The organism is Pseudomonas sp. 15A4, assembly GCF_016925575.1.
Taxonomy (GTDB): Bacteria; Pseudomonadota; Gammaproteobacteria; order Pseudomonadales; family Pseudomonadaceae; genus Aquipseudomonas.
This window is the reverse complement of sequence record NZ_CP068986.1, coordinates 1,782,539-1,808,352: the sequence shown is the minus strand read 5'-3', so window position 1 is coordinate 1,808,352 and position 25,814 is coordinate 1,782,539. Positions and strand designations below refer to the sequence as shown.

Below are 25,814 nucleotides of genomic sequence, written 5' to 3'. Positions count from 1 at the left end.
CTAAGTTGTTATCTGTCATCGAATCAAATGCGAATCTTTACGTATTCCAATATGAAGCGGCTCTGTTAAGCCGGTCGGCATGATGGATACCCACTGAACGGTAATTTCGGAGAGTCACCCCCATGAGCAGTGTTGTTGCCATCGTCAAAAGCATTGTTGGCCAGGTAGTCGCAGTTTCCCCGGAAGGGATTCGTCGTGTGCTGATCGAGGGTGACCGGCTGTTCACCGGCGAGCAGGTTCTGACAGGCCCGGGAGGCGCAGTCACGCTGCAGCTTGCTGATGGCCGTCAACTGGACATTGGTCGTGACAGCCAATGGAGCGCCGACGCACCGGCTTCCACCACCAACCTTGCTGAAGCCACCGCGCAAGCGGCACCTTCGGTTGCGGAACTGCAGCAGGCCATCGCGGCCGGCGCCGACCCGACCAAGGACCTTGAAGCCACTGCGGCAGGTCCGCAGGCTGCGCCAGGTGATGGCGGCAACGCAGGCGGCGGCCACAGCGTCGTGATGCTCACCGAGACCGCAGGCGTGGTGAATCCGACCATCGGCTTCCCGACCAACGGTCTGGGCACCACTGCCACGCCTCCACCTACGCTGGTTAATGGCCTGGCCATCGACGATGGCAATGGCAACGGGACCCCTGTCGCGCCGGCGCCGACGGGCACCCTGACGCTGACCGCCACCCAGACGCTGACCGAAGCCGGCGGCGCGCTGGTTTACACGGCAAACGTCACTCAGGCCCCGACTTCGGACCTGACGATCACCCTGTCCAACGGGTCGACCATTGTCATTCGTGGCGGCGACACTTCGGGCTCCACCACTGTCCAAGTGGCTGACAACAACACGCCGTACATCGACCCTTCTGTTATTAGCACCACCATCACCGGCACAACGGGCGGTGGCGGTCTGGTCGTGACGACCGATCCGACGCCGGCGGTGACTACCATCACCGACACCATCGACACCACCTTCGCCAGCATCACCGGTACCCAGTCGGTGGTTGAAGGCCAGGCCGCCACGTACACCATTACGTTGAGCAATCCGGCGCAGACCGAAGTCACGATCAACCTGACTTACAGCGGCACCGCGACCGACGGCACCGACTACACGCAAGTGGTCAGCGTGAAGATCCCTGCCAACAGCAGCAGCGTCACCTTCGACCTGAACACACTGAATGACACGATCCCGGAAGGCGTTGAAAACGTCACCGTCGCGATTGGCGCCATCAGCGGCGGCAACTTCGAGAACGTCGCTGTCAGCCCGACCAATGGCAGTGTTACCACCACCATCATCGACAACGACGCACTGCCGGTTGTCGATCCGAACGGCGGCGGTAACGGCACCAACAGCGAAACCACCTTCACCGAAGGCCAGGCTGGCGTATCGATCGCCAACCAGTTGACCATCACCGATGCCGACAGCCCGAACCTGCAAAGCGCGCGCGTCACCCTGACCAACCCTCAGGACACTGACACACTGGTGGTGGGCAGCCCGAATGCGAACATCGCGGTCAGCACCGCCACCGTCAACGGCCAGATTGTCCTGACCCTGACCGGCGCCGCCACTGCTGCCGAGTACGAAGCCGTGATCAAGTCGATCACCTTCCAGAACAGCAGCGAAGACCCGAGCGTCGCGGACCGCACTATCACGGTGACCGTCAACGACGGCCAGAATGATTCCGCACTGGCAACCAGCATCGTCCACGTCGTTGCCGTCAATGACGCCCCGACCGTCTCGTTCACCGGCACTGATTACGTCGAAAACGGCGCGCCTCAGGCACTGGTCAGCAACCTGCAGATCGGCGACGTCGACGGCGGGCAGTTGAGTGGCGCGAAGATCACCGTGACCGGCGTTCAGGCCGAAGACCTGATCGCTTCGCCGTCCTTCCAGGGCGGCAATAGCGGCACCACGGCTTCGGGCATCAGCTACACGCTGGGCAACGACGCCAACGGCAACGTTGTCATTCAGTTGAGCGGCAACGCGTCGATCGCCGACTACACCACGCTGATCAACTCGATCACTTACGCCAACAGCAGTGACGCTCCGATTACCACCCCACGCGGCGTGACGATCGAAGTGACTGACGTGGACACCCACGGCACCAACAACCTGACGGGCAGCGCCACCGGCGAAGTCGCCATCACCCCGGTCAACGACGCGCCGACCGTCATCGACGCATCGGGCAACGGCGACGAAGACACCACCATCGCGGTCAAGCTGACCGGCGCTGACGTCGACGGCACCATCGATCACTTCAACCTGGTCAGCCTGGCAGCCAACGGCACGTTCTACGCCGATGCTGCCGGCACCCAGGCGCTGACCAGTCTCAGCAACATCGCGGCTAACGCCAACGGCGCGACGATCTACTTCAAGCCGAACGCCAACTGGGCAGGCGACACCAGCTTTACTTATACCGCTGTCGACAATCAGGGCCAGCCAGCCGGCGCGCCAGCGAACGGCATCATCAACGTCACGCCAGTAGCCGACGCGCCAATCGTGACCGTTGCCAACGCCCAAGGCGCCGAAGACACCGCGATCAAGCTGACCCTGAGCACCGCGCTGGTCGACACCGACGGTTCCGAATCCCTGGGCCCGCTTGTTGTGTCGGGCATTCCGGTCAACGCCGTGCTGAGCGACGGCAATGGCCACAGCTACACCTCGATTCCGACCGGTGACGGCGCTGTCTACATCGACGGCTGGGACCTGAACAACCTGACGATCACTCCGCCGAAAGACTTCAACGGCGAGATCATCCTGAAAGTGAGCTCGACATCGACCGAGGGCGCCAACAAGGATTCGGCCACCACGACGCAGTCTCTGACCGTGACCGTCGGGCCGGTTAACGACGCGCCTACCGTCACCTTCACCAACCCTGACTACGTCGAGAACGGCGCACCTCAGCCATTGGTCGGCAACCTGCAGATCGGCGACATCGACAGCACCCAGCTGAGCAGCGCAAAAATCACGCTGACCGGTATTCAGGCTGAAGACTTGATCGTTTCCCAGTACTACAAGGACGCCAACAGCGGCGATGCCGCCTTTGGCATCAAGTACACGCTAAGCAACGACGCCAACGGCAACATCGTGATTGATCTGACCGGCAACGCGTCGGTCGCCGACTACACGACGGTGATCAACTCGATTACCTACGCCAACAGCAGTGATAACCCGAGCACCACACCGCGCGGCGTGACCATCGCTGTCACCGACGTGGATGCCAACGGCACCAACAACTTGTCGGGCAGCGCCACCGGTGCCATTAACGTCACGCCGGTCAACGATGCGCCGACCGTGAGCGCGGCTCAGGGCCAGGGCAACGAAGACACAGCGATCGCGGTCAAGCTGACCGGCGCTGACGTCGACGGCAAGATTGATCACTTCAACCTGGTCACCATGGCCGAGCATGGCAAGTTCTACGCCGATGCCGCCGGGACCCAGGAGCTGACCAACCTCAGCAATATCGCCGCCAGCAACAACAGCGCGACGATCTACTTCAAGCCGGACGCCAACTGGGCCGGTGACACCAGCTTCACCTACACCGCTGTCGACAATCAGAATCTGGCAGCGGGCGCGCCGGCAAACGGCATCATCAACGTCACCCCGGTGGCCGATGCACCAACCGTTACCGTCACCAACGCCCAGGGCGCTGAAGACAGCGCCATCAAGCTGGACCTGAGCGCTGCACTGGTGGACACCGACGGTTCCGAGTCCCTCGGCCCCGTCATTGTGGGCGGCATTCCAGTGGGCGCGGTGTTGAGCGATGGCAGCGGCCACAGCTACACCTCCATCCCTGTTTCTGAAGGCGGCGATGGCGAGGCTTACCTCACCGGCTGGAACCTGAGCACCCTGACTATCACGCCGCCGAAAGACTTCAACGGCTCGTTCAACCTACAAGTGAGCTCGACGTCGACCGAAAGCGCCAACAACGACTCGGCCACCACGGTTAAGTCGCTGACCGTCAACGTCTCGTCAGTCAACGATGCGCCTGTTGTCGACACGACCACAGGCAAGGGCAACGAAGACACCACTATCGCCGTCAAGCTGACTGGCTCTGACGTCGACGGCACCATTGACCACTTCAACTTGGTCAATACGCCTGCACATGGCACGTTCTACTCCGACGCCGCAGGCACCCAGCCGCTGACCAACTTGACCAACATCACCGCCACCAACAATGGCGCAACGATCTACTTCAAGCCGGACGCGAACTGGAACGGCAGCACGCCGTTCACCTACACCGCCGTCGACAACCAGGGCCTGGCGTCGACTCCGGCAGCCGGCACCCTCACGGTTACGCCTGTCAACGACGCGCCTGTGGTGAATTTCGACAGCACCACCTACACCGAGAAAGGTGCCGCGGTAGCGCTGGTCAACAACTTCAGCATCACTGACGTCGACAGCACCCAGCTGAGCAGCGCGAAAATCACGCTGACCGGCATTCAGGCCGAAGACCTGATCGTGTCCCCGTACTACAAGGACAGCAACAGCGCCGAAACCGGTCTGGGCATCAAGTACACGCTGAGCAACGACGCCAACGGCAACATCGTTATCGATTTGACCGGTAAGGCTTCGGTTGCCAACTACGAAACCCTGATCAAGTCGATCACCTACGCCGACGACAGCAGCAACCCGAGCACCACGCCACGCGGCGTGACCATCACTGTGACCGACGTGGATGCCAACGGCACCAACAACCAGACCGTTGTTCACGACAGTAAGATCAACGTCATCGCCGTGAACGACGCGCCTATCGTCGACAACGCCACAGGCAAGGGCAACGAAGACACCACTATCGCCGTCAAGCTGACTGGCTCTGACGTCGACGGCACCATTGGCCACTTCAACCTGGTCAGTGCGCCTGCACATGGCACGTTCTACTCGGACGCCGCCGGCACCCAGCCGCTGACCAACTTGACCAACATCACCGCCAGCAACAACGGCGCGACGATCTACTTCAAGCCGGACGCCAACTGGGCCGGTGACACCACCTTCACCTACACAGCTGTCGATAACCAGAACCTGCCAGCCGGTAACACGGCAACTGGCACGATCAACGTCACGCCCGTGGCTGATGCACCAACCGTTACCGTCACCAACGCTCAGGGCGCTGAAGACAGCGCCATTAAGCTGGACCTGAGCGCTGCCCTGGTGGACACCGACGGCTCTGAGTCCCTCGGACCGGTCATTGTGGGCGGCATTCCAGTGGGCGCGGTGTTGAGCGATGGCAACGGCAACAGCTACACCTCCCTCCCTGCTTCTGAAGGCGGCGATGGCGAGGCTTACCTCACCGGCTGGAACCTGAGCACCCTGACCATCACGCCGCCGAAAGACTTCAACGGCTCGTTCAACCTGCAAGTGAGCTCGACGTCTACCGAAAGCGCCAACAGCGACTCGGCCACCTCGATTAAGTCGCTGACCGTCAACGTCTCGTCAGTCAACGATGCGCCTGTTGTCGACACGACCACAGGCAAGGGCAACGAAGACACCACCATCGCCGTCAAGCTGACTGGCGCTGATGTCGACGGCACCATTGACCACTTCAACCTGGTCAACACGCCTGCCAATGGCACGTTCTACTCCGACGCCGCGGGTACTCAGCCGCTGACCAACTTGACCAACATCACCGCCAGCAACAACGGCGCGACGATCTACTTCAAGCCGGACGCGAACTGGAACGGCAGCACGCCGTTCACGTATACCGCCGTCGACAACCAGGGCACGGCTTCCACCACCCCGGCAACCGGCACCATCACCGTAACGCCAGTCAACGACGCGCCTGTGGTCAACTTCGGCAGCATCACCTACACCGAAAACGGTGCAGCGACGCCGATTGTCAAAGGCTTCAGCATTACCGACGTCGACAGCACTGAGCTGAGCAGCGCGAAAATCACGCTGACCGGCATCAAGGGCGAAGACCTGATCGTTTCGCAGTACTACAAAGCCGGCACCGACGGCACCACCGGCACAACCGATCTGGGTATCAGCTACAAGCTCAGCAACGACGCCAACGGCAACATCGTCATCGACCTGACCGGCAAGGCTTCGATCGCCAGCTACGAAACCCTGATCAAGTCGATCACCTACGCCGACAACAGCAACAACCCGAGCACCACGCCACGCGGCGTGACCATCGCTGTCACCGACGTGGATGCCAACGGCACCAACAACCAGACCGTCGTACACGACAGTAAGATCAACGTCATCGCCGTGAACGACGCGCCTATCGTCGACAACGCCACAGGCAAGGGCAACGAAGACACCCCTATCGCCGTCAAGCTGACTGGCGCTGATGTCGACGGCACCATTGACCACTTCAACCTGGTCAACCCGCCTGCCAATGGCACGTTCTACTCCGACGCCGCGGGCACTCAGCCGTTGACCAACTTGACCAACATCACCGCCACCAACAATGGCGCAACGATCTACTTCAAGCCGGACGCGAACTGGAACGGCAGCACGCCGTTCACCTACACCGCCGTCGACAACCAGGGCCTGACGTCCACCACTCCGGCAAACGGCACCATCACGGTTACGCCGGTCAACGACGCGCCTGTGGTCAACTTCGGCAGCATCACCTACACCGAAAATGGCGCACCGATTGCCCTCGTTAAAGACTTCAGCATCGCCGACGTCGACAGCACCCAGCTGAGCAGCGCGAAAATCACGCTGACCGGCATCAAGGGCGAAGACCTGATCGTGTCCCCGTACTACAAGGACAGCAACAGCGGTGATGCCGGCCAGGGCATCAAGTACACCCTGACCAATGACGCCGACGGCACCATCTACATCAATCTGACCGGCAAGGCGTCGATAGCCGCTTACGAAACCGTGATCAAGTCGATCACCTACGCCAACAGCAGCGATAACCCAAGCACCGCGCCACGTGGCGTGACCATCGCTGTGACCGACGCAGACGCCAACGGCACCAGCAACCAGACTGTTGTTCACGACAGCCAGGTCAACGTCATTGCCGTGAACGACGCGCCGATTACCAAGGCTGCGTCGGCGGCGGGCAACGAAGACACCGCCATCGCGGTCAAGCTGACCGGCACCGACGTTGACGGCAATGTCGATCACTTCAACCTGGTCGACATGGCGGCTCACGGCACGTTCTACGCCGATGCTGCGGGCAAGGTCGCGCTGACCAGCCTGAGCAACATTGCCGCAGTTGGCAACGCTGCAACGGTGTACTTCAAGCCAGCGGCCGACTGGGCAGGCAGCACGTCGTTCACTTACAAGGCAGTGGACAACCAGGGCAAGGCAGACTCTACGCCAGCCACTGGCACCATCAGCGTGGCGCCTGTCGCCGACCAACCGCTGGTGACGCTGGGTAACGGCGTCGTTCAGTCGACCGGTCTGGTGAAAGACGTTTATGTCGGTACGCTGAAAAACATGGGCACCGACGGCAACGGCGCCAACGAAGCGACCCTCAAGGCCGGCTTCAACACCACCGTTGCCCCGACCACTCACGGCGTCGCCACCGGCGCGCAGGACTCCTCCACCGCAGTCGCCACCGGCACCGGCACCAAGCTGTCCGGCCTGATGTACATGGAAGCCGGCCACACCTACACCTTCTCCGGTACCGCGGACGACAGCCTGCTGATCACTGTCGGTGGCCAGACCGCAGCCAACGCCACATGGGGCGCGGGCGGCAAGATCCAGAGTGCGGGCTTTACGCCCACCGAGTCCGGCTACTACACCCTGGACATCTACCACTACAACCAGGCCGGCCCGGGCAGCTACAACGTCAGCCTGACCGACAAGAACCTCAGCACCAACGCCACCCAGACCGTGGCCCTGAACGGCAGCAACGTGCTGCTGTTCGCAACGGTCGATGACCTCAAGGCTTCCGGCCTGAACGTCTCGCCGCTGCACGAAGGCACGGTTGGCAGCGGTGAGGGTTACTACACCGGTTACGAGCTGAACCACGGCACCGAAGGCAGCGCGATCAAGCTGAGCCCGGTCAAAGTAGTGTTCGGTGACAGCCTCGACGGTTCGGAGACGCACGTCGTTACCGTCAGCGGCGCACCGGCAGGCTCGATCCTGACCGACGCAGCGGGTCACACCGCCACCGTGACCAGCGATAAGGGTTCGGTCGATGTCAGCAATTTCGACCTGTCGACACTGAGCGTCACTACGCGTGACTACTTCGTTGGCAAGTTCGACCTGACCGTCACTGCCAAGGCGACCGAAGCGAAGGTGCCAGGCGTGGACACGGCGGTAGAGAGCGCCACCGCCACTAAAGTCATCACCGTGACTGTCGAGCCTCAGACCTACACCCCGATTGAAGGCCTGCCCGGCACTGACCCAACCGTGATCACGGGCACCACCGGTGCGGATATCATCGTCGGCGACGTCAGCGGCACGACCATCGTGCAGGGGAAGAACTACAACATCGCCTTTATCGTCGACAGCTCGGGCAGCATGGGCAGTACGCTCGACACCGCCAAGACGCAATTGCAGTCGGTCTTCCAGAAACTGGCGAGCAGCGCCCAGACCGCCAACGCGGGCAAAATCAACGTACTGCTGGTGGATTTCGACACCAACGTGCGCTCGACCGTCTCGGTGGACATGTCTAACAAGGCCGCAGCGCTGGCTACCCTGAACACGGCCCTGGCAGGCATGAAGTCAGGCGGTACGACCAACTACGAAGATGCGTTCAAGTCTACGGCGAACTGGTTTGCCGGCCTGAACAGCACTAACCCGACGGGCGAGAACCGCACCTACTTCATCACCGACGGCGAGCCAAACGTTTACCAGAACACCAGCACGGTGCTCGGGACGGTGAACGGTACGGCCATCCTGCTCGCGACTGCGCTTGATAGCTGGCATCTGGGCAGCACGTACTCGGTGAATGGCAAGGTCGCCATCGACGCCGAGGGTCATGTTTACAGTTACGCCAATAGCACGACCGGCAAGTCGGTAGGCACCCTCGCCCTCCACGACGACGGCAAAGGTGGTCAGGAATACAGCCTGACCTCTCCGGAGATGAACGGCAGCAGCGTTGTGCTGGCTGAAGCGGATACGGGCTACGCCCTGCTGCTGAAGCAGTCGCCCACCATCGAAGCGATTGGCCTTAACTCGTCGGTCAAGACGAGCACGCTCAATCACTACGACAGCGACGGCCACGCGCAAACCAACGTTGATGCGGACGATCTGGCACAAGCGGTACTGGGCAGCCAGAAACCGACCGCGCCGGGCAGCGACACGCTTAACGGTGGCGACGGCAATGACATCCTGTTCGGCGACACGATCAGCTACGGCACCAAGGAAGGCATCACCGCCCTGAAGGCGTTCGCTGCCGACACCTTGCACGTCGATGTCTCGAAGATCGATGGCACAACGCTGCACTCGTTCGTGACCAACCACCTCGGTGCCGTTGCCGACCTCGCCAACACCTCCAACAAGTCGTCGACATTGCTGGACGGCAACGACACCCTGCTGGGCGGCAATGGCAATGACATCCTGTTCGGTCAGGGTGGCAATGACGTGCTCGTCGGCGGCAAAGGCAACGACATCCTCTTCGGCGGCGCCGGTGCGGACACGTTTACCTGGAAAGCCGGCGACACCAACAGCGGTGGCGTTGACGTGATTAAGGACTTCAACAAGGACGCTGGCGACCGCATTGACCTGCGTGACCTGCTGCAAGGTGAAGACACCGACACCCTCAGCAAGTACCTGCAGGTCAGCAACGATGGCCATGACACCATTCTGCAGGTCAGCACCACCGGGCAGTTCGCGTCGAATGTCTCTGCGGCTGCCGCGGCAACCACGGCCGATGTGCACATCAAGGTAGAAGGCGTGACCTGGAGCAATGCCATGGTCAACTCGCTGGTGAGCGGTGCGGATCCGACCATCAAAGTCGATCACCACTGATAGCTGAGTCGCGAGAGCTGTTGTACTGTGCTGGCACCCGTCCCTGACGGCTGCCAGCCCGGTTAGTCCCTGAGGAATGAGCCATGTTTTACGTTCAGCGCGATGCCGATGGCACGCTAGTTCGCGTGGAAGCGACGGCTTTTGCCGAAGCGAGCGAGCAACTGCCGCCCGATGACCATCAGGTGCAAGCCTGGTTTGCCAACGAAGTGGTCGAGAAGAGCCTGATCCAGCTCAAGTCCAGCGACATGGACATGATCCGGGTACTGGACGACCTGATTCAGGTCCTGACCAGTAAAGGTATCCTCAACATCACCGACCTCCCCCGCCGCACAGGCAAAATTGATGGATCGTACTCAGGCCCGGGAAACACTGGGCGGCCTGAGCGACTTGATCAATGATGATGAACAACGGCTGATCTGAAGGCCTCTCCTTTCGTACGCACCGTTTTGCAACGACTCGCTGTCGCGCGGCAAACCCTGATGCTTGTTTCTGACAGCCTGCTATCCCCCAACAAAGGGTGCACGTGTGGGAGTGAGCTTGCTCACGAAGACGGCATTTTAGGCGCTGGAGATGTGGCGGATGTGCCTACGTCTTCGCGAGCAAGCTCACTCCTACGATTTTCGTATCCGCATCCAAATCCGCGTCGAACGGGTTTAATGTGTCCGCACCCAAATCCGCATCGCACGCAAATCCCCTGTAGGAGCAATCGGAGGTTACGACGGTCGCGAAGCGGCGGGTCTGTGACATCAATGCCGTCTGACACACCGCTTCGCGAGCAAGCTCACTCCTACAATTTTCGTATCCGCACCCAAATCCGCGTCGCACGCAAATCCACTGTGGGAGCAATCGGAGGTTACGACGGTCGCGAAGCGGCGGGGCTGTGACATCGATGCCGTCTGACCCACAGCTTCGCGAGCAAGCTCATTCCTACCATTTTCGTATCCGCACCCAAAAACCGCGTCGCACGGGTTTATGTGCCCGCACCCAAATCCGCGTCGCACGCAAATCCACTGTAGGAGCAATCGGAGGTTACGACGGTCGCGAAAGCGCCGGGGCTGTGACATCAATGCCGTCTGACACACCACGTTCGCGGGCCAGCAGGCCTACACATGGCGCGTCAGCCATCGATATTCAGTTAAAACAGCGGGCAAGTTGTTTAATCGATTACTTCCACGGCGCGGGATCACCAAAGAGCCGCCCTTGCACCCCTTCGATCCCCATCTCGAGAATCACCCGGTGTTCGCCTTCGGTCTCGACGCGCTCGGCGATCAGCGGCAGGTCGATGCTGTGGGCCGCGCGCTGGACCGCTTCGATGAACAAACGCTTGTGACTTTCCTGGTCGATGGTGCGGATGTAGCTGCCATCGATTTTCAGATACGCCAGCCCCAGATGCGCCAGGTTACCGATCATGCTGAAACGCCCACCAAAGCGCTGCAGCGCCAGGGAATAGCCAGCTTCCTGCAGGCGTCGGGTCAGTTTCTCCAGCACCGCCTGCTCGGGCACTTGCTCCTCGCCGATCTCCAGCGTCAGGCGCGGGCCCAGCTTGGGATGCTGACGTAGCGCCGCGAACACCTCGTTCATCGCCGCCGCATCGTTAAGCGTGGCCGCCGACAGGTTCAGCGCCAACCGCTCGTTGTGAGTACCCAGATGCGCCAGCACCTCCCGCAGCATCAGCAAATCCAGACGGCTCGACCAGCCAAAGCGCTCCAGCCACGGCAGAAACCGCCCCGCCGGAATCGTCACGCCGTCGGCATCGACCAGCCGCGACAGGACCTTGTAGTGCATCACGGTCGAGCCATCGCCCGACGCGACCACCGGCTGAAAGAACAACTGAAAACGCCCATGGGCCAGCGCCCGGTCCAGCGTCCTGTGCCACTCATGCTGATCTTCACCCAGATCACCAATCGCTCCACGCTCGATGCAATACCACGATTGCTCGCCGCCGCTTTCGGCCTGGGACAGCGCCTGATCCGCCAATCCCAGAAGGGTCATCGACGCATCGCCCGGGCTGTACGGCGCCAGCCCCATGTGCGCGACCGGCGAGACATCGGAGGCGCCAGTGGCCTCCAGGCTCTGCAGCGCCGCGTCAAGGTTCTGCACCAGCTGCACGGCTTCATCGTGAACCATGCCCGGCGCCAGCACGGCGAACTCGCCGCCACGGCTGCGGCTGATGAGGTTGCGGGTTTCCGGGTACTTTTCGCAGTGGCGCACCAACTGCTCGGCCACCGCCACCAGCAAGGCATCGGTGCGCTTGCCGCCCAGACGCTGGTTCAGACCGGCCAGGTCGTTGACGCGCAACATCATCAAATACCCCGCCCGACCGTCTTCCAGATGGCTGACGTGGGCGTTGAGCTGCATGTCGAAATAACGGCGGTTTGACAGCCCGGTCAGGCTGTCCTGATACGACTCGATACGCAGCTTCTCACTGCGCTCGGTGCTTTCCTGAAACAGCGCCTTGAGCTTCTCGACCATCTGGTTCATCGCCTGCACCACCCGGCGCAGCTCCGGCGTACGCGGCAGTTCGGGCAAAACGAGAAACTCGCGACGACCAATCGCCTGGGACTGCGCCACCATGTAATCCAGCGGCTTGAGCTGCCGGCGCAGCAACATCGCGCCAAGAATCGCACTGACCACGCCGCACACCAGCAACCAACCCAGGCTGCCCAGCGCGCTCTGCCACAACTTCGCCAGCGCGAACATCGGGTGGCTCACCACCTCGACCCGCGCCGTCTGCTGCCAGCCACGGCTGACAATCGCCTCGCCGCCTGCGGGTTCAAGCCCAATCGCGTTGATGAACCACTGCGGCACACCCTGATTGTCCGGCGTCGCACTGCGCTCGACGATCGCGTCGCCACTCGCCAGGTCCACCACCCGGATGCTCGCGTAGTAACCGCTGTCGAAGATCGACGCCACCATCAGCTCGACCATGGCCGGATCGTCGATGTTGGACGTCAGCGACAGCGCCAGCGAGGTCGCGGCGTCCTGGGCGTGGGAACGCAACTGATTGACGTACTGCGCCCGCGAGCTTTCCAGGCTCACGACAAAACTTCCCGCAAAGGCAACCACCATGAACAGACAGATCGCGATCAACAGCTGTTTGAACAGAGACATCAGTACTCCTAATTCTCGGGCTCGGTGGGGAAGCCTTCTGCAGTCATTTTTTCAGCACGTCCTGCCACCGGGACAGACGTTTGGTGTCGCTCACTTTCTTGTTGCCCTGCGCGCCAGGCAGCCACAGTCCTTCAGCGTTGAAGGCATACACCGGCAACAGGTCCGTTCGTTGGCTGGCAGGTTTGATGTCGTCGATCAGGCTGTCGAGCACCAGCGGCATGGCGTTCGGGCTCGAATAATAGGTCAGCACCATGTGCGCGCGGTTCAGGCGCAGCGCCTTGACGTAAGTGATCAGCAGCTTCTCGCTGGGCACACCCAGGCGGCGCAGGCTGAAATACTTGGCGATCGCATAATCCTCACAATCCCCCGCGCCCTTGATCAGCGACTCGACCGGGGTCGCCCAGTAATCGACCTCGTGCCACAGGTCGATGTCCTCGGCGTAGCGCATCTGCTTGTTGAAGAACAGGTTCACGACCTTCAACTTGTCGAGCTCGCTGACCTGCTTCTCGGTCGCCAGCAGGTTCTGCCAGGCATCGATGCGCTGCTTGCCGGCGCCCAATGGCCCATACAACGCTTCGGCACGACGGCTGATCAGGGAAAAATCCCAATCCGCGCGCAGATAGCCGACACACGCCGTGCACGTCAGTGCAAGCGCCAGAAGCAACCATAATCCAGGGCGCTTTTGAGCCGAGCGTGCTGCCAATTTGTCTAGTCCATCAGGCCATGGATAACGAAAAGCGATGGTGAGGGGTTGGGGACGGAAACGCAATGGCGCGGTGAGATCATGCGCAGAAGCAAATGCCCGCAAACGCGACTCATGACAGGCTCGCGCCCCTTGATTTCATGGCTGCCAGGTTGCCAGCCAAACGCTGGCGGTAGGCTGAAAAGTGCCTGTGCCACACCAATAGGGGCGTGTTTTCCCCGTTTACTTGGGGCCTGAGTTATTCAAGTCCTTCAGCGCTTCCGAATCATCCCCGCCCAGCCAGACGTTGACGCTGGCAACGCTCTCCTGGGAGAGTTTGCCGGCCCAGCGATTCAGGATGAACAGATTGGTGATGAAGTCGTACTGCGACTTCAGCAGATCGCCCCGCGCCTTGAATTCATTCTGCACAGCGGTCAGCACGTCGACGGCGTTGACCACGCCATAGGTGAACGCCTTCTGCGCCGCGATGCTCGACTGCTTGGCCGAGGACAACGCATTCTGCCCCGCGCGAATTTTGTCCACAGCGGATTGAGCCGTGAGATACGCGTTGGTTGTTTCCTTCACCACTTGCCGGCGAACCCCTTCAAGGTCCTGCTCGGCCGCGTACTGCTCGTCATACAGCCCGCTCACCCGCGCGGACGTCGAGCCGCCGCTGTAGATCGGCACCTTCAAACCAATGGTTGCGACGTAGCTGTCACTGCGCGGGGTCAGCGTGTTGTCGTAACCGACATCACTCTGCGAAGCGCCGAGGTTGAAACTCAGCGAGGGGTAATGCCCGCCCTTCCCTTCACGCACCGCCGCATCGGCCGCGGCGAGATTGCTTTCATAGGCTTTGAGTCGAGGGTTGCTGTCGAGCGCTTGGGCAATCCAGGCGTCCAGCGGCAGCGTCGGCGCTTCCAGCGCGATGTCGTTACGGATTCGGCTCAGGCGATCATTGATCGGCCGGCCGACGATCTCCGACAACCCTTCCCGTGACAGACGCACCTGATTGCGCGCTTCAATTTCCTGGGCAATCAGCAAATCGACCCGGGCTTTGAGGTCCAGCATGTCGGTGATTTTGGCCATCTGCCTGGCGTACAGGGCATTGACGCGATCAAGACTCCCCTGAGTCGCGCGACGCTCGGCCGATACCAGCTCCAGCGCATCGTCGGCGGCCAGCGCCGCGAAATAACGCTTGGCCAGATCGACCGTAGCCTCGGCCTGCGAATCCTCGGACTGCGAGCTCTTTTGCAACGTCACGCTCTTGGCCTTCTGATACCGCTCCCACGCTTCCTTGTTGTAGATGAACTGGCTCAGGTTCAGCGAATAGCTTTTGTTGTCGTAGATATCCCGCGATTGCTCGTCCTTGCGCAGAATCCGGTTGATGTTGCTGCTCGCCGACACCTGGGGCAGCAAACCACCGAACGCTTCGCGCTCCTGCTGCTTGGCAGAGCGTGCATGGGCGTAGGCCGAAAGAATGCGCGGATCTTCAAGCCGCGACTCTTTGTACAGCGTCATCAGGTCCAGCGAATAGGTCGAAGCGCTGACCTGCTGCGGCGCGGCAGGCTGCGCTGCACTGGCGTTTAGCGCGAACAGACCGAAAAGCAGACCGGGAAGCATACGGACCACGGTCATTCCTCGATCATCGATTTGGCGAACATGTTGCGCGCAGGCTTGAGCAGGTACTGCAGCATGGTGCGTTCGCCGGCATTGATCAGCACTTCGGCGGGCATGCCCGGCTGCAACTTGCGATCACCCAACCGCTTCAAGCCTTCGTCAGTCACCTTCACACGCACCAGGTAATAGCCCTCGTTGGTTTTCTCGTCCGTCAGTCGATCAGCCGAGATGCGCGTGACCTGTCCCTGAATCACCGGCGTGGTCGCAGCGTTGAAGGCGCTGAAGCGGATGTCGGTGAGCTTGCCGAGGGTGATGCGGTCGATGTCGTTGGTCGACACATGGGCCTCGACCACCAGGTCCGAAGACTCCGGCACGATGTCCAGCAACGGTGTCCCGGCGCTGACGACCCCGCCGATGGTGTGTACTTTCATGTCCAGCACCATGCCGTCCTCCGGCGCGCGGATGACGATGCGAGACAGCCTGTCCTTGAGCGCGCTGGCTTTCTCTTGCAAGTCGAAGACCTGGGCTTGCACATCGCTCAAATCCTTGGCCACGTCGGAGCTGAATTTCTGGTTGGTCTGAACGATCTGCATCTCGGTTTCGTTGATCTGCAGACGCGTCTTGGTGATGGTCGACTGGTGGTCAGCGACCTCAGACTTGAGCATGTCCAGCTTGCGTTCCTGCTCAAGCAGGCGCTGCTTGTCAACGAAGCCCTGACGCAGCAGGTCCTTCAGCTCGGTGATTTCACCGGTGTAGGACTTTTCGAGACTGACCTTGGTGGCGATCATGTCGTTGAGGCCAATGATCTGCTGCTTCAACTGGCCGATGCGCTCTTTCTGCACCGAGATCTCACCCAGGCGCGCGTCGTGTCGCGACCGGAAAACCTGGGCCTCGCCGTCGATGGCCTCACGGGCGCGATCGCTTTCAACGCCATCGATCTTCAACGCCGGAATCGCTGGCTGATCGTCACGCTCGGCGCGAAGACGCGCTTCTTTGGCGCGGGCGGTGATGAGCTGGTTGCGGGTGGATTCGTACTCCGAGCTGAGCTGACCATCGTCAAGGATGATCAACGGATCGCCCTGGTGCACCGTGTCGCCCTCACGGGCGAGCAGTTCTTTGACGATGCCGCCCTCGAGGTGCTGGACGGTTTTGCGGTAGCTCTGCACGGTGACGACTCCGGAACCGTATACGGCGTTGCCCAACGGGGCGAACGCTGCCCATGTGCCAAACAACCCGAAGGTCACCAGGACAATCGCCATCCCGACCCGGCGGATGCCACGGTCGGAAGTGGGCATGTCTTCAGAATGCTCGTCGAGCACGGTTATCGCGTTACTGGTCATTCACGAATTCCTGTCAGGCGCTGGGCTGAATGGCGCCGGTCGATGCCGGAGCAACCCGGGGCGGGGTCTGACCCTGCGCCTGGGCCTGGGCCTGGGCCTGGGCTTGAGCTTTGGCCTGTTGCTGAGCCAGTTCGGCGATCACTTGATCACGCGGGCCGTACATCGTCAGGGTGCCGCTGTTCAGGACCATGATCCGGTCAAGCCGTGACAGCACGTTAGGGCGGTGGGAAATGATGAACACCGTCGCGCCGGTCTCTTTCATCTTCTGCAGCGCAACACCTAGCGCACGCTCACCGACCTCATCGAGGTTGGAGTTGGGCTCATCCAGCACGATCAACCGAGGGCTGCCGTACACCGCGCGCGCCAGACCGATACGCTGGCGCTGCCCGCCCGAGAGGTTGAGGCCCTCGCTGCCGATCACCGTGTCGTAGCCGTCGGGCAGTTGCAGGATCATTTCGTGGACGCCGGCCGTGCGCGCCGCCAGCACGACTTTCTCGGGTTCGATCTTGCCGAAGCGGGCGATGTTATCGCTGATGCTGCCTTCGAACAGCTCGATGTCCTGAGGCAGATAGCCCAGGTGCGGACCGAGCTTTTGCTTGTCCCAGGCACTGATGTCAGCGCCGTCGAGCCTGACCACACCATGCTGAGGCGGCCAGATGCCGAGCAACGCCCGCGCCAGCGTCGACTTGCCTGCCGCACTGGGGCCGACGATGCCTACAATGCTGCCAGCGGGCGTCACGAAACTGATGTTTTTGATCACCGCCGCTTTCGCACCCGGCGGCGCGACGAACAGGCCTTCGACCTGCAGGTGCCCTTCCGGATCCGGCAACGACATGCGCTCGGGCTCGGCGTTGAGCTTGTCCAGGGTTTCATTCAAACGCTGGTACTGCACGCGCGCTGATACGAAGCCTTTCCAGCTGCCGATCATCTGATCGATCGGCGCGAGCGCACGGCCCAGCAGGATGGAACCCGCCATCATCAAGCCGGGATTGATCTCGTGGGTAATCACCAGGTACGCGCCTGCCGCCAGCATCATCGACTGGGCCCAGGCCCGGAATGTCTTGGAAATGGAAGTGATCACGCCGCTCTTGTCGCTCGCCCCGGACTGCAGCACCAGCACACGCCGCTGCCGAACCGCCCAGCGACCCATCAGGGTGTCGAGCATGCCCATCGACTCGATGACTTCAGCGTTGCGCAGGCTTTTGGTGGTGTGCAGATTGGCGGTAAGGCTTTGCTTGTTGGCCTCTGCCAGGGCGCCACCGGTGTAGCGATGATTGACGTACGCCAGCGTCACCAGCACCACCGCCGAGATCACCGTCATCCAGCCAAACCAGGGGTGAAACAGAAACATCACCGCGGTGTAGACCGGAAGCCACGGCGCATCGAAGAACGCAAACAGCCCGTTGCCGGTGAGAAATTGCCGCAGCGAGGTCAGGTCATTGAGGGACTGCGCCGACGCGTCCATGCCGCCACTGTTCAGCGCTTTCCGAAAACTGGCGCGGTAGACATCGCGACTGAGCAGCACATCCAGCCGGTTGCTGATGCGCACCATGATGCGCGACCGCACCCACTCCAGCGACCCGAGCGTGAGCATCAGGATGGTGAGAATAAGGGTGAGCATGATCAGCGTGGACGTGCTGCTGCTCGGCACCACCCGTCCCGAGACCTGAATCATGTAAAAGGTCGGAACCAGCATCAAGGTGTTGACGAACAGACTGAAGAACCCGACCGAGAGGAAACTCCCTCGACAAGCCTTGAGCGCCGCTTGCAGGTTATTTTCGTGTGAACGATTCATAGAATCCATGGCTGAAGATAGAGGGCGGCGAAGCCGTGGACGTGCGGCAACGGTTAAGGCCGGCAGCATAAGAGCCGTCAACCGACGTTGCGTTCCGCGTTCAGATTCTTTTCCTGCTATCTCGACACTGGACTACCGGTGTTATTCGTTGCCGGGCTGCCGATCCGACGAGCTGTCGACCGTCATTCGAGGCTGACGCAAAGGGCCTCAGACGTTAATATGCCGAGCTTTTAGCGGTGAAGAAATTCTTGATTAGTCAGCTTACGGATAAGGACGAGGGTCAGTGCGCAGGGCTAGGCTCTGACCGTGCCGATGTCGCGATTCTGATGTGTACCTACAATGGTGCAGAGTACCTACGTGGGCAACTCGAATCCATTGCAAGCCAGTCCTTGCAGAGCTGGACGCTTTACGTATCCGACGATTCCTCCACTGACACGACGCTCGGCATCCTTGCTGAATACCAGCGTCAATGGGGCGAGCACAAGCTGGTGATCTTCAATGGGCCTTGCCAGGGATTCGGCAAAAATTTTATATCCTTGCTGAAACGGCCGGAGGTCCAGTCACGCTACTACGCCTTTAGCGATCAAGACGATGTCTGGCTCAGCGACAAGCTGGAAAGAAGTGTGGAGCGCCTCGATGTATTTGCCGAGCAGACCCCAGCCCTGTATTGCTCAAGAACTCGACTCATCGACGCGACTGGCAAGATCATCGGTTTTTCTCCTCTGTTCTCGCGACCGCCTTCGTTCAGGAATGCGCTGGTTCAGAGCCTCGCGGGCGCCAACACCATGCTAGTCAACAACGCTGCCCGAGACCTGCTGCTTCGCGTGCCAGACGACGCGACGATCATCGCTCATGACTGGTTGACTTACATCATCGTCACCGCGTGTGGCGGGCAGGCGATCTACGACGCTGAACCTACGCTCGACTACCGCCAGCATGGCGGCAATCTGATTGGGGCGAATGCGAGCCTCACAGACCGTATTACCCGCATCAGCAAGATGCTGTCGGGCCGCTTTGTCGAGTGGAATGACATCAACCTTCAGATTCTGAAAGCCATGTCTGCTCAGATGACCGATGACGCCCGTCACGTGCTTCAGCATTTCGATGCGGGCCGCCACACGAATCTGGCCAACAGGCTTTGCGAACTGCATCGTTCAGGGGTTTATCGGCAGACGTTTGCAGGTCGCGTGAGCCTGCTCCTCGCTGCTTCCCTCGGAAGAATATGAATCAGCGTTGAGGCATTAAACAGTGCCCATCCGCTGGTAGGCGGACGAATAAACAGCAGGCAAACCCTTCACTCGCAAATGTTTGCCCGCACGGCCGGGCAGAATGTTCTGTAGGTCGGCTTATGTTAATGTGTCGGCCTTTGCCTTCACTGCCCGCAGCCGAAGCTAAACCAGCCCTACCTCGCTAGCCTGATGTTTCGCGAAGCCAAATCAACAGCGTTTTTAACTCTACGGAGCAAGTCCTTCACCTAATGAAGTACTTTGCCAACCGGTACAGTGATCGGAGACAACCACGCATGAACGCTACACGCCTTGCCATTCCCGACGTCATCGTTTTCGAGCCTAGAGTTTTTGGTGATGATCGCGGCTTTTTCTTCGAAAGTTTCAACCAAAAAGTGTTCGAAGAGGTGGTAGGGCGCTCAGTATCCTTCGTGCAAGACAACCACTCCCGCTCTGTAAAAGGCGTCCTGCGCGGTTTGCACTACCAGATCCAGCAATCGCAGGGAAAACTGGTACGCGTGAGCCACGGCGAAGTCTTCGACGTCGCCGTCGACCTGCGCAAGAGTTCCGCCACATTCGGCAAATGGGTGGGCGCCCACCTGAGTGCCGAGAACAAGAAACAAATGTGGGTACCGGAGGGGTTTGCCCACGGGTTCGTCGTGTTATCGGAGAGCGCCGAGTTCCTTTATAAGACAACCGACTACTGGGCCCCCGAGCACGAACGCAGCCTGGCCTGGAACGATCCCACCGTTGCCATTGAATGGCCGATCAGTGAGCAGCCTGCTCTCTCCGCCAAGGATCAGAAGGCGGCGAGCTTGCAAGATGCTGAGGTGTTCGCCTAAAGCCAACCTGGCGAAGACCGCTAATTGCCTTCCAACAGAGCGCGCGCAGGTAAAATGTTCGGGCTTAAGCCGGGCTATGCACGTATCTCGTAACTGATCGGATCACGCCTCTGAGACTCCTCGAGCTGTTTCCCGATCTCGACATTGAAGGAACACACGTGCAAGGGACTCTGAAATAAATGCAGACTTTTTCACCAACGCCCAAAGCGCTGATTGCCAGCGTCTGGCGGCACCGGGCCCTGATTACGGCGATGGTCAAGCGCGAAGTCATCGGGCGCTACAAAGGCTCAATGCTCGGAATGCTTTGGTCGCTCTTCAATCCGATCGTGATGCTCGCCATCTATACCTTCGTGTTTAGCGTGGTTTTCAAAGCACGCTGGAGCGTCGATAGCACCTCCAAAACCGAGTTCGCCCTCATGCTCTTCGCAGGCCTGATGATCTTCGGGCTTTTCTCAGAATGCTTAACACGTGCGCCCAGCCTGATCCTGAACAACTCAAATTATGTCAAAAAGTGGTGTTTCCTCTGGAGATCCTGCCATGGGTGACACTGGGTTCGGCGCTGTTTCATTTTGTTGTGAGCCTCACAGTTTGGCTCGTTGCTTACATGTTTTTGTTCGGCACACCGCATTTGACCGGGCTATACCTGCCTGTGGTGGTGTTGCCATTGATGATGCTGTCAATGGGGCTCGGTTGGTTCCTTGCCTCGCTTGGGGTATTCCTGCGTGACGTCGGGCAGATTGTGGGCGTTCTGACCTCCGTGCTGATGTTTATGAGCCCAATCTTCTATCCCGCCAGCGCGCTGCCTGAATCTTACCGCGGCTATCTGATGTTGAACCCGCTAACGCCGATCATCGAAGACGTGCGAAGAGTTTTGTTTATGGGCACACCTCCGGAAGTAGATCAACTGCTGATCTCCTATGGCATTTCTATAATCGTGTTCTGGCTAGGCTTTGCCTGGTTCCAAAAAAGTCGTAAAGGGTTCGCCGATGTCCTCTGAACATGCAATTGAAATTGAGTCGCTGTCTAAATGCTTTCATATTTATGACACACCACGCGATCGACTTTTGCAGATGTTCTCCATGGGAGAAAAAAGTACTTCCGCGAGTTCTGGGCGCTCAAAGCCGCTTCATTTTCGGTCAAACGAGGAGAAACCGTTGGGATAGTCGGGCGCAACGGGAGTGGCAAGTCGACTCTCCTGCAGCTGATCTGCGGAACGTTAAATCCGACTTCCGGGGCAATCACTACCAACGGGCGAATTGCTGCGCTGCTGGAATTAGGCTCGGGCTTCAATCCTGAGTTCAGTGGTCGAGAAAACGTCTTCATGAATGCCGCCGTCCTGGGGCTAACCCAGGAAGAAACCAAACGCCGTTTTCATGACATTGAGTCCTTTGCCGAGATTGGCGACTTCATTGACCAGCCCGTTAAAACTTACTCAAGCGGGATGATGGTGCGACTGGCGTTCGCAGTCGCCATTAACGTTGACGCGCAAATACTTATAATTGACGAAGCATTGGCTGTTGGTGACGAACTGTTTCAGCGCAAATGCTATGCAAAGATTGAAGCCCTCAAGCAGCGCGGTGCCACGATACTGTTCGTTTCCCATTCCGGCGGAACGGTGATCGAGTTCTGCGACAGAGCAGTACTGCTGGACAGTGGCGAGGTGTTGGCAATAGGTCAGCCTAAGGCGATCGTGAGCCGGTACCAAAGGTTGATCTATGCATCGGCAGAAAAGCGCGAGAAGATCAAAAACGAAATTCGGTTACAACTCGCTGATCTATCAGATGACCAGCAGTCGGCCGACGTTCAGGCAGAACCGGAAACTGTCGAAGCTGCATCGAGCAATGACTTCTTTGATCCCAACTTGAAGCCTCAGAGCACCGTATCCTATGAGAGCAATGGAGCCCTCATCTTGGAGCCGGCAATCTACACCCGGGCCAACAAACCGGCCAACACCCTGACCCGCGGTGAACATTACTTTTATCGATACAAAGTCAGGTTTAGCAAAAGCGTAAGCAACGTCCGATTCGGGATGATGATAAAGACGACTTCTGGGTTCGAGCTGGGAGGAGCTGCATCCAGCCCGGTGGGCGGCGGAATAGTACATGCCGCTGCAGGCCAGGAAATAGACGTGGAATTTCAGTTCAATTGCAAGCTGAACATCGGCACTTATTTTTTGAACGCAGGCGTTACAGGCTTGATCGGAGAGGAAGACACTTATCTGCATCGTATTATCGACGCCTACCTTTTCAAGGTTAGCCCTGCAGAAAATGATACTGCGACGGGAGTAGTCGATTTTGACTGTGTGTCCACCGTAAAGGATTTTTCCTAATACTCCTATGGACTATGAGGTAGCCGGAGCATCGAGTCCCGGCTTGCCTTGGTGATGTCTATCGCCGTGAGATTGCCGATATGAATGAGGCTACCCTACCGAAGTGAGGCCTAAACTCCCTCGCCAGGCTTTGGTTATCAGGACTGAAGCGTCAGGCCGACGATATCTAGACGCCCGCACTAGACGTCTCTGAGCGAATTTTTTCACTCAACATCCCCAGCCGACAAACCTTATACCCATGGCGCAGCAAAATAGTAGTTTATACAACCGTGCCCATGGTAAAGTCGCGAAGACTTCTGACATGGAATGCCTAGTAAAATGGTCTTTAGCTCCGTTGTATTTATCTTTTATTTTTTGCCTGTATTTCTGATTGCCTACTACCTGACCGGCGCTCGCAATGCAGTATTATTGACGGGAAGCGCTATTTTCTACGTCTGGGGGAAGGCCTATATCTATTCCTGCTAATAGGCCTGCTGCTCATCAACTTTTGGGCTGGAAAGCAGATAGACTGCTCGGAAGGTCGCAGACGTAAGTGGCTGCTGTTCACATTTGTAAGCGTAAACATAGGCGTGCTCGCAGTCTTTAAGTACAGCCAGTTCCTAGTTAATATTGTTACTGGTGCATTGCAGATGGAGTCAGTTCATCTTGGCATACATCTGCCCCTCGGCATTTCATTTTTTATCTTCCAGCTTATTTCTTATCTTATTGAGGTCAACCGCAGAACAATAGAGTCCGAGAAAAGCCTGGTACGGCTTTCAACGTACGTGATGATGTTCCCGCACTTGGTAGCCGGCCCCATCGTAAGATACACTGATATCAACAGCGAGCTTATCAATCGCAGGGTCGGACCAGACAAAATCGGGTTAGGAATTCAGTTCTTTATCATCGGACTGTGCCAGAAAGTCATGATCGCTAACTCAGTAGCACCTGCGGCCGACCATTTATTTGGTTTGGACCCGGGTAGTATTACAACAGCAGCAGCATGGCTAGGAACACTCGCTTACACCCTACAAATCTATTTCGATTTTTGCGGCTACTCCAACATGGCGATCGGGTTGGCGTTCATGCTCGGATTTAGATTCCCTAAGAACTTTGACTACCCCTATTCTTCCAAATCGATTACCGAGTTTTGGCGTCGTTGGCATATGTCGCTCTCATTCTGGTTTAGGGATTACATTTATATCCCTCTGGGAGGAAGTCGCGGGGGTGAAGCATCGACAATACGCAACCTTGTTATTGTCTTCTTCGTCACGGGGCTGTGGCATGGCGCGGCGTGGACATTCATAGTCTGGGGCCTGTTCCACGGGTTATTTGTGGTGCTCGAACGAGTATTCTTGAAACAGCTGTTAGATGGCATACCCGCTGTATTTGCCCGAATCTATACGCTAGCGGTGGTGATGACAGGGTGGGTATTCTTTAGGGCCGAAGACTTCGGCCAAGCATGGGCAGTCATTAAAGCCCTCGTTGGTGTTGAAGGGCGAGATGTCACTTGGCAACCCGTTATGGCATGGATGACGCCTGAGACGATTGCCGCTATGGCTATAGGCATGGTGGTGTCCTTTCCGGTGATCCCTGCATTATGCAACCTCTTGCGATTTGATTCAGTTAAGGGCACCGCGCTGCCCGGCGGCGGGGGTCGCAGGTCTTGAGCGTTCACGCGATCCCAACTTATCTTTTGATAACAGGGTTAGTGGTTTGTATGTTTCTGCTTTCAGGAAACACACTTAATCCGTTTCTATATTTCCGATTCTGAGGCTGCATCATGGACCAACCCACTGCTCGGACTGCAGATAAAAACTTGGTTGTTAGCCCCTCACGAAACTGGTGGCCACTCACCCTGTCTTTCGCGGCTATAATCCTTGCGGTTCACTTATTTCCGTATCTAAAAATCAGTAAGCCGACGATTGCGGAGAACCGAGTTTTATCAACCGCCCCTCGCTTTCCTACTAGCTTAGATGATTGGTCATCCATACCAAGCAAGCTCGACTCATTTGTCATAGATCAATTTCCTGTGCGCACGTACCTTATCTCCGGGATAAATTATTTGAGGTATAAACTTGGATACTCAGGGTCGAACAAAGTAATCGTTGGAAAAGATGGATGGTTATTTTATGATGATGGCGGATATCTTGCGCTTGCGGCCGGGCACCAGAAGTTAGAGAAAGAGGGTATTGATAACTGGGTACAAGGTCTGAGCCAGCGCATTAGGTATTCACAACGCAATGGCGCCAAGTTCTATTTTTTGTTAGGCCCAATCAAAGAAGATATTTATCCCGAATACAGACCTGCGTGGATGCCCAGCGAGCGAGTTAGAACTGAAGTGGACGACATTATTGCCGCTGCTCAAGCCGCCGGGTATGACCAGGTGATTGATCCACGGCCTGCCATTCTTGATCAAAAGAGCCAGCAAAAACTATATGACGAATACGACACTCATTGGACGGGCCTAGGGGCGTATATCGGCTATGAAGCTTTAATGAGCAGAATAGCAAAAGACCTACCATCGCTAGCGCCACTGCCGATCACTGCATTTCAGCCAGTGCATGGCGGCATTGGCGGCGTACCCAGAAACCTTTCTTTGATGCTGGGCATCGATGACTTTGTCGCCCATGATCGGGTAACCTTTGCCACGGCCATAACGCATGATCCAAAGAAGACTACCTTTCTAAGTAACGACCATAGTTGGGTTGCACCGCAAGTACTCCATACCGATGCAAAGACGGGTAAAACGCTTTTACTACTCAGAGACTCGTTTGCATCGGAGTTACTGCCAATGCTGAAAGAACAATTTGAGACAATCATAACAGCTCATGTACAGGACGGTTTTTTCGAAAGGACCTCGTTGAACAATTTAAGCCAGATGTGATCGTAGTCGAAGTTATCGAGTCAGGCATCCGTCATTCGATGAGGGAAATGCCCGAACTGGAACTGAAGGCAGATTAAAGAAGTCACTATGGACTGGTCAGCCCGACATACAAGACACTGTCCCGTTGGTAG

The 25,814-nt window shown here is 58.4% G+C and carries 9 protein-coding genes and 4 pseudogenes; 8 read left to right on the top strand and 5 right to left on the bottom strand.

Features of this window, described 5'->3' with window-relative positions; translation table 11 throughout:
* The first annotated feature begins 122 nt into the window (after window positions 1-122).
* Window positions 123-9,875: a retention module-containing protein gene (locus JN403_RS08115; protein ID WP_205486690.1), complete on the top strand. Its 9,753-nt coding sequence runs from the start codon at window positions 123-125 to the stop codon at window positions 9,873-9,875.
* Between the two features lie 83 nt (window positions 9,876-9,958).
* Window positions 9,959-10,295, top strand: a pseudogene (locus tag JN403_RS08110) (tryptophan synthase subunit beta).
* A gap of 744 nt (window positions 10,296-11,039) precedes the next feature.
* Here the strand turns inward: JN403_RS08110 and lapD are convergent.
* The 5 genes and pseudogenes from lapD to JN403_RS08085 form a co-directional block, all read right to left on the bottom strand.
* Window positions 11,040-12,986, bottom strand: coding sequence for a cyclic di-GMP receptor LapD (lapD, locus tag JN403_RS08105; RefSeq protein ID WP_205486689.1), 1,947 nt, complete (start codon window positions 12,984-12,986; stop codon window positions 11,040-11,042).
* 8 nt (window positions 12,987-12,994) lie between these two features.
* A pseudogene (lapG, locus tag JN403_RS08100) lies at window positions 12,995-13,614 on the bottom strand (cysteine protease LapG); the annotation flags it as partial.
* A 297-nt stretch (window positions 13,615-13,911) separates the two neighbouring features.
* The gene (locus JN403_RS08095; protein ID WP_172609784.1) at window positions 13,912-15,303 is read right to left on the bottom strand and encodes a TolC family outer membrane protein; all 1,392 of its coding nucleotides are present in this window, start codon (window positions 15,301-15,303) and stop codon (window positions 13,912-13,914) included.
* Window positions 15,300-16,625, bottom strand: a complete 1,326-nt coding sequence (locus JN403_RS08090) for an HlyD family type I secretion periplasmic adaptor subunit (RefSeq protein ID WP_205486688.1) — start codon at window positions 16,623-16,625, stop codon at window positions 15,300-15,302. Before JN403_RS08090 ends, JN403_RS08095 begins: the two co-directional genes overlap by 4 nt.
* A 13-nt stretch (window positions 16,626-16,638) precedes the next feature.
* Window positions 16,639-18,420 carry a type I secretion system permease/ATPase gene (locus tag JN403_RS08085; protein WP_205486687.1) on the bottom strand — a complete coding sequence of 594 codons (1,782 nt, stop codon included), beginning with the start codon at window positions 18,418-18,420 and terminating at the stop codon, window positions 16,639-16,641.
* A 326-nt stretch (window positions 18,421-18,746) separates the two neighbouring features.
* Here JN403_RS08085 and JN403_RS08080 point away from each other — a divergent pair, with 326 nt between their 5' ends.
* The 6 genes and pseudogenes from JN403_RS08080 to JN403_RS08055 all read left to right on the top strand — a co-directional run bounded on the left by JN403_RS08080 (window position 18,747) and on the right by JN403_RS08055 (window position 25,683).
* Complete coding sequence (locus JN403_RS08080) at window positions 18,747-19,646, top strand: glycosyltransferase family 2 protein (RefSeq protein ID WP_205487271.1); 900 nt, start codon at window positions 18,747-18,749, stop codon at window positions 19,644-19,646.
* Between the two features lie 296 nt (window positions 19,647-19,942).
* Window positions 19,943-20,488, top strand: a complete 546-nt coding sequence (rfbC, locus tag JN403_RS08075) for a dTDP-4-dehydrorhamnose 3,5-epimerase (protein WP_205486686.1) — start codon at window positions 19,943-19,945, stop codon at window positions 20,486-20,488.
* A gap of 179 nt (window positions 20,489-20,667) precedes the next feature.
* Window positions 20,668-21,485, top strand: a pseudogene (locus JN403_RS08070) (ABC transporter permease).
* A pseudogene (locus tag JN403_RS08065) lies at window positions 21,475-22,817 on the top strand (ABC transporter ATP-binding protein). The pseudogenes JN403_RS08070 and JN403_RS08065 overlap by 11 nt, the downstream one beginning before the upstream one ends.
* 629 nt (window positions 22,818-23,446) lie before the next feature.
* Complete coding sequence (locus tag JN403_RS08060) at window positions 23,447-24,466, top strand: MBOAT family O-acyltransferase (protein WP_205486685.1); 1,020 nt, start codon at window positions 23,447-23,449, stop codon at window positions 24,464-24,466.
* Between the two features lie 113 nt (window positions 24,467-24,579).
* On the top strand, window positions 24,580-25,683 hold the full coding sequence (locus tag JN403_RS08055; protein ID WP_205486684.1) for a hypothetical protein: 1,104 nt from the start codon (window positions 24,580-24,582) through the stop codon (window positions 25,681-25,683).
* Window positions 25,684-25,814 lie beyond the last annotated feature (131 nt).

Excerpts from the sequence above, each read along its gene's own strand:
- JN403_RS08115 (WP_205486690.1), top strand. The coding sequence starts at position 123 with ATGAGCAGTGTTGTTGCCATCGTCAAAAGCATTGTTGGCCAGGTAGTC.
- lapD (WP_205486689.1), bottom strand. The coding sequence starts at position 12,986 with ATGTCTCTGTTCAAACAGCTGTTGATCGCGATCTGTCTGTTCATGGTG.
- JN403_RS08095 (WP_172609784.1), bottom strand. The coding sequence starts at position 15,303 with ATGACCGTGGTCCGTATGCTTCCCGGTCTGCTTTTCGGTCTGTTCGCG.
- JN403_RS08090 (WP_205486688.1), bottom strand. The coding sequence starts at position 16,625 with ATGACCAGTAACGCGATAACCGTGCTCGACGAGCATTCTGAAGACATG.
- JN403_RS08085 (WP_205486687.1), bottom strand. The coding sequence starts at position 18,420 with ATGAATCGTTCACACGAAAATAACCTGCAAGCGGCGCTCAAGGCTTGT.
- JN403_RS08080 (WP_205487271.1), top strand. The coding sequence starts at position 18,747 with ATGTGTACCTACAATGGTGCAGAGTACCTACGTGGGCAACTCGAATCC.
- rfbC (WP_205486686.1), top strand. The coding sequence starts at position 19,943 with ATGAACGCTACACGCCTTGCCATTCCCGACGTCATCGTTTTCGAGCCT.
- JN403_RS08060 (WP_205486685.1), top strand. The coding sequence starts at position 23,447 with ATGGAGTCAGTTCATCTTGGCATACATCTGCCCCTCGGCATTTCATTT.
- JN403_RS08055 (WP_205486684.1), top strand. The coding sequence starts at position 24,580 with ATGGACCAACCCACTGCTCGGACTGCAGATAAAAACTTGGTTGTTAGC.